The organism is Microbacterium sp. H6, assembly GCF_003314775.1.
Classification (GTDB): Bacteria; Actinomycetota; Actinomycetes; order Actinomycetales; family Microbacteriaceae; genus Microbacterium; species Microbacterium oxydans.
In genome coordinates this window covers 9,629-19,809 of the sequence record NZ_QOAY01000257.1, presented here as the reverse complement: position 1 = coordinate 19,809, position 10,181 = coordinate 9,629, and the positions used below count along the sequence as shown (strand labels likewise).

The window sequence follows — 10,181 nt, the reverse complement described above, 5'->3', positions numbered from 1 at the left end:
CCCTGACCAGATCGCGCCGCACGTTCGCCGGCGAGACCGCGAGGCTGTCCAGTCCGATCCCGGCGAGACGATGGCGGACGCCGTCGAGGGTCGAGCGACGCGCGGACACGACGAGGACGCGCTTGCCTCCGCGCACGAGTTCGCCGAGCGCGTTGATCACGGTCTGCGTGCCGCCGGTCCCCGGAAGCGTCGCGACGGTCAGGGAGTGCCCCGCGGCGATGCGCGCGAGCACAGCTTCCTGCTCGGCGTCGGCGTCGAGGAGGAGATTGTCGGACGCAGGAGCGCGGTCGTCCGGCCCGATGTGGTGCGGGATCGCCCGTGGGGCGGTCACGCGCTCGCGGTCGCCCACGTGTCCGGCGAGGGCGTTCAGCACCTGATGGTCGAGACTGCCGCCGTCGCGGGACATCACCCCGGACACGTCGGCGAACGTCGAGACGACCAGGCGCGGCTCGACCGAGAAGGTGTCGATCGATCGCGTGATCGCGCGCAGGCTGTCGATCACCGGCTGCGGCTTGAAGATCCCGCCGTCGTAGGCGAGGGCTGCGAGAGCTGTCGCGTCGATCGTGAGACCGAAGTGATCGCGGGCGATCCGCACGAGTTCGGGATTCACCTCGAAGGTGCCCTGCAGCTTCAGCTCGAAGTCGGAGTGGTGGCGGCGGATCGCCAGCGGACGCAACAGCACAGGTGCGGCGAACCCCGCTCCCCCGATGCGCCACCGGGCGACGCCGACGGCGAGGTGCACGGCCTCGATGCCGCGGACGGTGCGCAGCTCGGTGTTCTTTGCTGTGATGCGCTCCGCGGCGAGTCTCGCTGTGCGCAGACCGACCTCATCGCGGAAGAGGTTCGAGAGCAGCGTCGACTTGCCGGTGATGAACTGCGGCAGGCTGCCGGGGTGCGCCTTGGAGATGTCGATACCCGACTCGGGGCTGTCGCGGAAGCTCACTAGTGGCGAGGGGCCGCCGAGATCCGCGGCCTCCGCTCTCAGACGCGTGCGCTCCGACTCCGCTGCGTGCGCGATGTCGATGACGGCAGTGGACCCGTGCAGGTCGCTGATCGACACAGCAGGATCCACCGCTGTGTCGTCAGCAGACTTTCCTTCACGTCGCCACACAATGACACCCTAGGCGCGCGACATGCCGACGCGGGGTATCCCGGGCGGGTTTCCGCCGAATTTCCGCGATGCGATGCACCGTCCACTTCTCCTGCCCGGCGTCCGCGCCGACGAGGTTCTCCACCCGGAGCGGCAACAGCGGCGTGCGGTGTCCCGTCCAGCGGTCAGGATGGGGGCATGACCTTCCGCTACGACTTCGCACCGACCCCCTTCGGCGATGCTCTCGCGGTGTTCTCCGACGAGGGCATCGTGCGGTTCGATCTCTCCGAATCCGAAGACCCGCGCGTGCCCTGGCTGCTCGAAGGCGTGTCGCGCCAGCTGAGATCCGTGCCGGAGCCCGACCCCGGCGCCGCCGACGAGCTCGCTCATCTGCTCGCCGACTACTTCGACGGCGAGCAGGTGCGCTTCGACGAGCACATCCGCCTCGACTGGCGACTCGTCGACGGGTTCGCTCTGACCGCTCTGCGGACGATCTGCGACATCGAGTGGGGCGAGACGATGAGCTACGGAGAGGTCGCGGTCCTCGCCGGACACCCCGGCGCCGCGCGCGCCGTCGGCACAGCGTGTCGCATCACACCGTTCTCGATCATCGTCCCGGTGCACCGCGTCGTGCGGTCGGACGGCAGCGCGGGCCAATACGGCGCGCACCCTGAGCGCAAGAAGTTCCTGCTCGACCTCGAGACGAGCTGAGCCGTCGGCAGGCGGTGTCGTGGACCCGGCGAGTAGGCCGCCGGGTCCACGACTTCAGGCTCAGGCTCAGTGCTCCGTGGCCTTCTCCGCGCCGAATCCGGTGAGCGATCGCACCTCCATCTCCGCGGCCAACCGGGGAGACTCCTTGCGGCTGCTGGTGATCGTGCCCAGCCAGCCGAGCAGGAAGCCCAACGGGATCGAGACGATGCCCGGGTTGTTCAGCGGCCACACGGCGATGTCGATCCCCGGGATCATCGATGTCGGGGTTCCCGAGAACACCGGCGAGAGGACGATGAGGACAATCGCCGACCCGAGCCCGCCGTACATGCTCCACACGGCCCCGCGAGTGGTGAATCGGCGCCAGAACAGCGAGTACAGGATGGTGGGCAGATTCGCCGACGCGGCCACGGCGAAAGCCAGCGCCACCAGGAACGCGATGTTCTGCCCCTGCGCGCCGATCCCGCCGACGATCGCCAGGATGCCGATCACGATGACCGTACGTCGGGCGACGCGCACCTCTCCGTTGGGGTCGGCTTCGATCGGCTTGCCCTCCGAGTCCTTGCGCCCCTTCTGGATGACGTTCGCGTAGATGTCGTGCGCGAACGACGCGGCAGCGGTGATCGTGAGTCCCGCGACGACCGCGAGGATCGTCGCGAATGCCACAGCCGAGATGAAGCCGAGCAGCACCGGTCCGCCGAGTTGGAGAGCCAGCAGCGGGGCCGCGGAGTTCACACCCCCCGGGGCCGCGGCTATCACGTCCGCTCCGACCAGGGCGCCGGCACCGTACCCGAGCACGAGCGTGAGCAGGTAGAACCCGCCGATGAGCCAGATGGCCCAGACGACCGAGCGACGGGCCTCCTTGGCGGTCGGAACCGTGTAGAAGCGCATCAGGACGTGCGGCAATCCCGCGGTGCCCAGCACGAGCGCCAGACCGAGAGAGAGGAAGTCCCACGGATTTGCTCCGTACTGCAGACCGGGCGCCAGGATCGCGTCACCCTTGTCCGAGTTCGCCACCGCGGCCTCGAGCAGCGTGTTCAGACTGAACCCGTTGATCGCGAGCACCCACACGGTCATCCCGAGGGCACCGCCGATGAGGAGGAAGGCCTTGACGATCTGCACCCAGGTCGTTCCCTTCATGCCGCCGATCAGCACGTAGACGATCATGAGGATGCCGACGACCGCGATCACGACCGACTGACCGACCCGACCGTCGATGCCGAGCAGCAGGGACACCAGACCGCCGGCACCCGCCATCTGCGCCAGCAGGTAGAAGAAGCACACGGCGAGCGTCGTGATGGCGGCCGCCATCCGCACAGGCCGCTGCTGCAGGCGGAACGAGAGCACGTCCGCCATGGTGAACTTGCCGGTGTTCCGCATCAGCTCGGCGACCAGGAGCAGGGCCACGAGCCACGCCACGAGGAAGCCGATGGAGTAGAGGAATCCGTCGTACCCGTTGATCGCGATCGCACCGCAGATCCCGAGGAATGATGCGGCGGACAGGTAGTCGCCCGCGATAGCGAACCCGTTCTGCGGACCGGTGAACGAGCGGCCGGCGGCGTAGTAGTCGGCCGCGGTCTTGTTGTTGCGACTCGCTCTGATCACGATGAACAGCGTCACCGCCACGAACGCCAGGAAGATCGAGATGTTGAAGACCGGATTGATCTCGAGGGCAGCGGGTGCTGCCGTGCGCACGCCGCTCATGCCGCGCTCTGCGCTTCCTCGAGTTCCTCGCGGATCTGCGCCGCGAGCGGATCGAGCTTGCGATTCGCGAAAGAGACGTAGGCCATCGTGATCGCGAAGGTGGTGACGAACTGGCCGAGGCCGAAGAGGAGGCCGATCGTGATGTCACCCCACACCCGCTGTCCCATGAAATCCGGAGCGAAGGCGGCCAGGAGGACGTAGACGAAGTACCAAAGGAGGAAGAAGGCCGCCATCGGGAAGATGAACGATCTCTGCGTGCGTTTCAAGGTCAGGAATCTCGGGGATCGTTCGACCGCTGTGTAGTCGATCTCACCGTTCGGATCCGTGTTCGTCTGGTCGCTCATGGGGCCTCCTTGCCACATGTCCGGTGCTCGCACGAGCCACCTCGCGCGAATGGTAGGGTCGACGCTACGAAACGGGGCATTGCGTCGTCACCCCCGAAAGTAGGTAGTCGTGAACTCACCCGTCGCCCGCGAATCCGAGGCGGATCTCGTCGCGAACGCGGTGCGGGAGCTTGCACGGCGCACACGCTTCCCTGTCGCTTTCGGCGGCCTCATCGAAGAAGGCGTGGTGAGCGTCACCAGCATCGTCGGCGCTCGCACGCGTTCGCTGGACGGTCTTCGCGTGCGTCCGGAACGCGGCCTCGGCGGTCGCGCGATGATGGAGCTCCGCCCCCGCATGACGAGTGACTACGGGTCGTCCCAGCAGATCACCCACGACTACGACGTCTTCGTGCTGGGAGAAGGTCTGCGTACGCTCCTCGCTCTTCCCATCGTCGTCCAGGGACGCTCCCGCGGGGTGCTCTACGCCGGCGGGTGGGACGAGGAGCGAGTCGGCGGGGTGACCACCGCCCCCGCCATGCAGGTCGCCCGATCCGTCGCCGATGAACTGCGCATCCGCGACGAGGTGCAACGGCGACTCCAGGAGACCGCCCTCAATGAAGACGTGGTCGCCCCGGCGCAACGCGAGGAACTGCGGCAGAGCTTCGCGGAACTCCGCAGCATCGCGGCCTCCGTCGAGGACGAAGATCTCCGCACCAGGATCGCGCACGTCGAGCGGCGCCTGCTGACCCTCGCCGGAGACGGTGCGGCGCCGGCCACGGGGCCGATCCCCGCGATCCACCTCTCTCCGCGCGAGACCGACGTGCTCGCATGCGCTGCGCTCGGTTCGACCAACGCGGAGATCGCGTCGCAACTCGGTCTGCGAGAAGGCACCATCAAGGCATATCTGGGGACGGCGATGTCCAAATTGGATGCGTCGACACGCCACGCCGCTGTCGCGAGAGCCCGGCGAATCGGGCTTCTTCCCTGATCAAAGGGAATGGAATAATCGCACGGCCTTTGCGAGATGAATGCGATCGAGCATTTCGAGTTGTCGCATTTCTCTCAGTGGAGTAAAGTCGCCCCCATGGCGAGACGAATTGTGCACCAGCTGGTCGACGACATCGATGGCAGCGTTCTGGAGGTCGGAGAAGGCGAGACTGTGCATTTCTCGCTCAACGGCACCGCTTATGAGATCGACCTGAACACCGCGCACGCCGATGAATTGCGCAAGGCGCTGGAGCCCTACGTGGCGGCCGGACGCAAGGCGGGATCGTCCTCGAACGCCTCACGCACGTCGTCCGCACGCAAGCGTCCAGCGCGGAACCCCGAGGTCGCGGCGATCCGCGCATGGGCGAATGACAATGGCCACAAGCTCTCCGAGCGTGGACGCATTCCTGCGCAGGTCGTCGACGCGTACAACGCGGCGCACTGACGTCATTCCAGACGTTCTTCACCCCCTTCGGGGTAATTGTTACGCGCCCTCCTGCAGCCAGGGCTCGTCCCGAAGCGTGATCTCCTCGGTCATATCCGTGAGGAAGCGGATCACGACTTCCCTTTCGGCCGGCGTCAGGCGAGCGGCGGAATAGAACCGCTTCGCCTGCTGCCGACCCACCGTCTCCATCGCCGCATGCCGAGTCTCCGGGGTGATGGATATCTGCAACGCCCTGCGGTCGGTCGGGTGCGGAGCGCGGGCGATATGCCCTCCCTGCTCGAGGCGGTCGAGAAGCTTCGTGGTCGCCGCGGTGGAGACGCCGAGGTGGTGGGCGATGCCCCCCGGAGTGGCCACGAGGTTTCGATTCGCGCACACGATCAGATAGTGCAACGCGCGCATGTCGGTCTCGTTCAGGCGCATGTACCGGCGCGAGGCCTGCGAGAGGGTCTGCTCCGCTTCGCGCAGCCCTGCCAACGACTCCATGACCTGCGCGATCTGCTTCAGCTCCTCGGGCGGCACGCCTGTGCGGTCGATCAGGACACTGCGGGGGTCGCTGGCCTCGACGTCGTAGATCGCGGTGTGGATGAGCCCGTCCGGCGCCTCGCCCGTCGGACTCACCCCTGCTCCCGGTGCGGGGGACGACTCCTGCGCGCCCGCGTTCGGGGTGGTGCCGGGCTCCGAGTCCATGCGATCATGTTACACACCAACAGTTTCATGCTAAGTTGACTACTCACCAAGTTAGCTAAATCGGGAACGCTCGAGGCCAAGGAGATGCCGTGGATGACGTGACCCTCCTCGCCGAAGACGGGACGGCTGTCGGAACGCTTCCCAAGAGCGAAGTCCACACCAGCGACACTCCCCTGCACCTGGCCTTCTCCTGCTACGTCTTCGACCGTGACGGTCGCCTGCTGATCACCCGCCGGGCGCTCACGAAGAAGACGTGGCCGGGTGTCTGGACCAACAGCTTCTGCGGCCACCCGCGACCGGATGAGGCCATGGTCGATGCGGTGCTTCGCCACGGTCGCGGGGAACTCGGCATCCAGGTGTCGGACATCCGCACCGCGCTCCCCGACTACCGGTACCGCGCCGTCGATGCGAGCGGGATCGTCGAGAACGAGATCTGTCCAGTGCACGTCGCCGTCCTCGACGCCGACCCCACGGCGAATCCCGATGAGGTGTCCGAGTGGACGTGGGTCGACGTGGATCCGCTGATCGAGGCCGTGGCGCATGCGCCCTTCGCCTTCAGTCCGTGGTTGGTCGAGCAGCTGCCCCTGTTACGTCAACGCGGCGAGGTGTGACCGATGAGCGCGACGACCACCGAGGAATCGCTGAGCACCCGGATCGAGGAGGCACTTCGCCACCGGTTCTCCGAGAGAAGCACAGCGGCCGAGCGTTACGGGAGCGAGTTCGTCGCACTGTGGCGGGCCGCCGAGGAACACGCTCTCGGGGGAAAGCTGATCCGTCCCCGCCTGCTCCTCGATCTCACGCATGCGCTGGCACCCGCGCCGCTGACGATCGCCGAGACGCAGTCCGCGATCGAGGTGGCCGCCCACGTCGAGCTTCTCCACTACGCCTTCCTCCTCCACGACGACGTGATCGACGGTGACCTCACGCGGCGCAGAAGACCCAATCTGATCGGAGCGCTCGCGGCATCCCGCCCCGCAGGACCGACCGAGACCTCCCTGCACTGGGCGCGCTCGAGCGCGATCCTCCTCGGGGATCTGCTCCTGTCGTCGGCGGTGCTGGGCTTCGCGCGCGCCGAGGTCGCCGCAGAGTCTCGCGAGCGCCTGCTCGGCCTGCTCGAAGAGACGATCTTCGAGACCGTGGCGGGGGAGCACACCGACGTCGCACTCAGCGACGGCATCATCGCTCCCGATCTGCGGACGATCCTCTCCACGAGCGCGTACAAGACCTCGACCTACTCCTTCGTCCTGCCGCTGCGCGCCGCTGCGGTGCTCGCGGGTTCGTCGACCGCTGCCGAGGAGCACCTCACGGCGATCGGATGGAACCTCGGACTCGCCTATCAGCTGCAGGACGACCTGCTGTCGGTGTTCGGCGACCCCGAAGAGCACGGCAAGGACCCCTTCTCCGATCTGAGAGAGGGCAAGGAGACGGCGATCATCGCGTACGCGCGCATGACGAGCGAATGGGACGGGATCGAGCTGCACTTCGGACGGACCGACCTCAGCCCGGCGGACGCCGCGGCTGCTCGCGACCGACTGCGCGCATGCGGCTCCGAGGCCTTCGTCGAGGGTTTGGTGCAGGAGCATCTCGATGCCGCCGATGCCGCGCTTCTCGACGCGGAATCCGCGGGCCTGGTCCCCACCACGGCGGCAGAGGCCATTCGGAGCCTCGCTTCCCGAGTCGGGAGTCGCCGCCGATGAGCACCACCCCATCCGGCCACCGCGATGAGACCGCACTCCGACGTTTCAACCGCACGGCGGAGATCGCCACGACCGATGTCATCCGCACGTACTCGACGTCGTTCGGACTCGCCAGCCGCCTGCTCGGGAAACGCCATCGGCAGCACGTGCGCAACATCTACGCGATGGTCCGCATCGCCGACGAGATCGTCGACGGTGTGGCTGCGGAGGCCGGCCTTGACGTCACGGCACAATCAGCCGCCCTCGATTCGTACATCGCGGAGACCCATCGGTCGATGCGCAGCGGCTACAGCAGCGACCTGATCCTGCATGCGTTCGCTCGCACGGCGCGAGAGTGCGCGATCGGCGAGGACCTGACCCAGCCGTTCTTCGACTCGATGCGTGCGGACATCGACGCGGACTCCGGTTTCGCCGCGTATGACATCGACGCCCATGCGGCCTACGTCTACGGCTCCGCTGAGGTCGTCGGGCTCATGTGTCTGCAGGTGTTCCTCCGAGACGCCGAGCGGACACGGGAGGAACAGGAGATCCTGCGGCACGGGGCACGGCAGCTCGGCGCCGCTTTCCAGAACGTGAACTTCCTGCGCGACCTCGCGGACGACACCGACCGCCTGCACCGCGGTTACCTCGGCGGGAGCGCGCGTCTCACCGACGCTGATCGCGACGCGTGGGTAGAGACCGTGTTCGGGCAGCTTGCCGACGCGCGCGCCGCGATCCCGCTGCTGCCCAAGGACGCGCGCGCCGCGGTTCGCAGTGCCCTGGCGTTGTTCGCCGCGCTCACTCGGCGGGTGTCGACGACTCCCGTCGACGTCCTCTACCGGCGCCGGGTCCGCGTTCCCGATCCGATCAAGGCCGTCCTCGCCGCTCGATCCGTGCTCGTCACAGCGCTGGAGCGCGACCGATGAGCCGGGTGGTCGTCATCGGCGCCGGCGTTGCCGGTCTCGCCACGGCAGGACTGCTCGCACGGGACGGACACGACGTCGTCGTGCTCGAGAAGAACGATCGTGTCGGTGGCCGAGCAGGGACGATCGAACGCGACGGGTTCCGTTTCGACTCCGGCCCATCGTGGTACCTGATGCCGGAGGTCTTCGACCACTTCTTCGAGATGATGGGCACCACGACCGCCGAGCAGCTCGACCTGGTCAGGCTCGATCCGGGCTACCGCGTGTTCCGAGCGCCCGGAGCGGTGGATGCCTCCCCGACACCGGTGACCGTGCCCGCAGGACGGGAAGAGGTCACACGGCTGTTCGAAGCGCTCGAACCCGGCTCAACGGCAGCGCTCGACGCGTACCTCGACTCCGCGCAGGATGCCGGAGCGATGGCCCGGAAGTACTTCCTCTACAACCCGTTCACGCGCATGCGGTCGCTTCTCGCGCCGGAGGTGGTCCGCGCTCTGCCCCGACTGGGCGCCCTGCTCGGAACACGCCTGCAGTCCTACGCTGCGCGGCGCTTCGACCACCCTGTCGTGCGCCAGATCCTGGGCTACCCCGCGGTGTTCCTCGGAACCGATCCCCGAAGCGCTCCCGCGATGTACCACCTCATGAGTGCGCTCGACCTCGATCAGGGCGTCAGCTACCCGCAGGGCGGATTCTGGCGCGTGGTCGAACGGATCGAGGCACTCGCACGCGATGCGGGAGCACGGATCGTGACCGAGGCGCAGGTGACCGGGATCCGCACGCAGGACGGTGCCGACGGCACGCACGTGACCGGCGTCGGCTGGCTCGACGAGTCCGGTGCCTCCCACGTCGAGAGCGCCGACGTGGTGGTCTCAGCAGCCGATCTGCACCATACCGAGACCGCCCTGCTCCCTGCCTCGCTGCAGACCTATCCGGAATCGTGGTGGGCGCGACGTACCAGCGGACCCGGCGGGATCCTCGTGATGCTGGGCGTACGCGGCGCGCTGCCCGAGCTCCCCCACCATTCGCTGTTCTTCACCGACGATTGGGACGCGAACTTCGACGCGATCTTCGGCTCCACCCCGACGGTGCCGGACCCGGCATCGATCTACGTCTGCCGGCCGAGCGCGACCGACCCCGACGTCGCTCCCGCCGACCATGAGAACCTGTTCGTCCTGATCCCGGTGCCCGCCGACGTCGATCTCGGCAACGGTGGGGCCGACGGACACGGATCCCCTGCGGTCGAGCGCGCGGCCGACGCGGCGATCGATCAGGTGGCGACCTGGGCGGGCATCCCCGACCTGCGGGAGCGGATCGTCGTGCGGCAGACGACAGGGCCCGCGGACTTCCGTGACGACTATCACTCCTGGCGCGGCGGGATGCTGGGCCCGGCCCACATCCTCTCGCAGAGTGCGATGTTCCGCGCCCAGAACGCATCCAAGCGCGTGCAGGGTCTGTTCTACGCCGGCGCCACGACGGCACCGGGCGTGGGGGTTCCGATGTGTCTGATCAGCGCGGAGGTCGTCCTCAAACGCATCAGGGGCGACCACTCGCCGGGGCCGCTCCCCGTTCCCGCACACTCCCCCGTCGGGACGGAGGCGTCCTGATGGGTGCGGTGTATCTGGCGGCCCTCCTGGTGTCGCT

10 protein-coding genes and 1 pseudogene are annotated in these 10,181 nt (G+C 67.6%); 7 read left to right on the top strand and 4 right to left on the bottom strand.

What is annotated here, in order from left to right:
• Positions 1–1,060: pseudogene (locus DSP71_RS16495) on the bottom strand (AAA family ATPase); the annotation flags it as partial.
• A 228-nt stretch (positions 1,061–1,288) separates the two neighbouring features.
• On the opposite strand from DSP71_RS16495, the gene DSP71_RS16490 reads away from it, so the two are divergent.
• Positions 1,289–1,801 (top strand): methylated-DNA--[protein]-cysteine S-methyltransferase, encoded by a 513-nt coding sequence (locus DSP71_RS16490; RefSeq protein ID WP_058631257.1) that lies wholly within the window; start codon positions 1,289–1,291, stop codon positions 1,799–1,801.
• A 66-nt stretch (positions 1,802–1,867) separates the two neighbouring features.
• Here the strand turns inward: DSP71_RS16490 and DSP71_RS16485 are convergent, their stop codons facing one another.
• Together DSP71_RS16485 and DSP71_RS16480 are read right to left on the bottom strand one after the other, a co-directional pair.
• Positions 1,868–3,502, bottom strand: coding sequence for a cation acetate symporter (locus DSP71_RS16485; RefSeq protein WP_058631258.1), 1,635 nt, complete (start codon positions 3,500–3,502; stop codon positions 1,868–1,870).
• On the bottom strand, positions 3,499–3,846 hold the full coding sequence (locus tag DSP71_RS16480) for a DUF485 domain-containing protein (RefSeq protein WP_058631259.1): 348 nt from the start codon (positions 3,844–3,846) through the stop codon (positions 3,499–3,501). The genes DSP71_RS16485 and DSP71_RS16480 overlap by 4 nt, the downstream gene beginning before the upstream one ends.
• A 109-nt stretch (positions 3,847–3,955) precedes the next feature.
• Between DSP71_RS16480 and DSP71_RS16475 the strand changes: the two genes are divergently transcribed.
• Both DSP71_RS16475 and DSP71_RS16470 read left to right on the top strand, forming a co-directional pair.
• Entirely contained in the window at positions 3,956–4,813 is an 858-nt protein-coding gene (locus DSP71_RS16475; protein WP_046749803.1) for a LuxR C-terminal-related transcriptional regulator, read from the top strand.
• Between the two features lie 96 nt (positions 4,814–4,909).
• Positions 4,910–5,257, top strand: a complete 348-nt coding sequence (locus tag DSP71_RS16470; RefSeq protein WP_058631260.1) for an Lsr2 family protein — start codon at positions 4,910–4,912, stop codon at positions 5,255–5,257.
• A gap of 39 nt (positions 5,258–5,296) precedes the next feature.
• Here DSP71_RS16470 and DSP71_RS16465 read toward each other — a convergent pair whose 3' ends face one another.
• On the bottom strand, positions 5,297–5,944 hold the full coding sequence (locus DSP71_RS16465) for a MarR family winged helix-turn-helix transcriptional regulator (protein WP_113681621.1): 648 nt from the start codon (positions 5,942–5,944) through the stop codon (positions 5,297–5,299).
• 89 nt (positions 5,945–6,033) lie between these two features.
• Between DSP71_RS16465 and idi the strand changes: the two genes are divergently transcribed.
• From idi to crtI, 4 genes are read left to right on the top strand one after another with little or no spacing between them, the layout of a single operon-like run.
• The gene (gene idi, locus DSP71_RS16460; RefSeq protein WP_058631261.1) at positions 6,034–6,555 is read left to right on the top strand and encodes an isopentenyl-diphosphate Delta-isomerase; all 522 of its coding nucleotides are present in this window, start codon (positions 6,034–6,036) and stop codon (positions 6,553–6,555) included.
• Positions 6,556–6,558: 3 nt separating this feature from the next.
• Positions 6,559–7,641: a polyprenyl synthetase family protein gene (locus DSP71_RS16455; protein WP_113681620.1), complete on the top strand. Its 1,083-nt coding sequence runs from the start codon at positions 6,559–6,561 to the stop codon at positions 7,639–7,641.
• Positions 7,638–8,546 carry a squalene/phytoene synthase family protein gene (locus DSP71_RS16450; RefSeq protein WP_113681619.1) on the top strand — a complete coding sequence of 303 codons (909 nt, stop codon included), beginning with the start codon at positions 7,638–7,640 and terminating at the stop codon, positions 8,544–8,546. Before DSP71_RS16455 ends, DSP71_RS16450 begins: the two co-directional genes overlap by 4 nt.
• On the top strand, positions 8,543–10,144 hold the full coding sequence (gene crtI / locus DSP71_RS16445) for a phytoene desaturase family protein (protein ID WP_113681618.1): 1,602 nt from the start codon (positions 8,543–8,545) through the stop codon (positions 10,142–10,144). The genes DSP71_RS16450 and crtI overlap by 4 nt, the downstream gene beginning before the upstream one ends.
• Positions 10,145–10,181: the final 37 nt, after the last annotated feature.

Bases quoted from the DNA above. Each gene is read 5' to 3' on its own strand.
- DSP71_RS16490 (WP_058631257.1), top strand. From the start codon at position 1,289: ATGACCTTCCGCTACGACTTCGCACCGACCCCCTTCGGCGATGCTCTC.
- DSP71_RS16485 (WP_058631258.1), bottom strand. From the start codon at position 3,502: ATGAGCGGCGTGCGCACGGCAGCACCCGCTGCCCTCGAGATCAATCCG.
- DSP71_RS16480 (WP_058631259.1), bottom strand. From the start codon at position 3,846: ATGAGCGACCAGACGAACACGGATCCGAACGGTGAGATCGACTACACA.
- DSP71_RS16470 (WP_058631260.1), top strand. From the start codon at position 4,910: ATGGCGAGACGAATTGTGCACCAGCTGGTCGACGACATCGATGGCAGC.
- DSP71_RS16465 (WP_113681621.1), bottom strand. From the start codon at position 5,944: ATGGACTCGGAGCCCGGCACCACCCCGAACGCGGGCGCGCAGGAGTCG.
- DSP71_RS16455 (WP_113681620.1), top strand. From the start codon at position 6,559: ATGAGCGCGACGACCACCGAGGAATCGCTGAGCACCCGGATCGAGGAG.
- DSP71_RS16450 (WP_113681619.1), top strand. From the start codon at position 7,638: ATGAGCACCACCCCATCCGGCCACCGCGATGAGACCGCACTCCGACGT.
- crtI (WP_113681618.1), top strand. From the start codon at position 8,543: ATGAGCCGGGTGGTCGTCATCGGCGCCGGCGTTGCCGGTCTCGCCACG.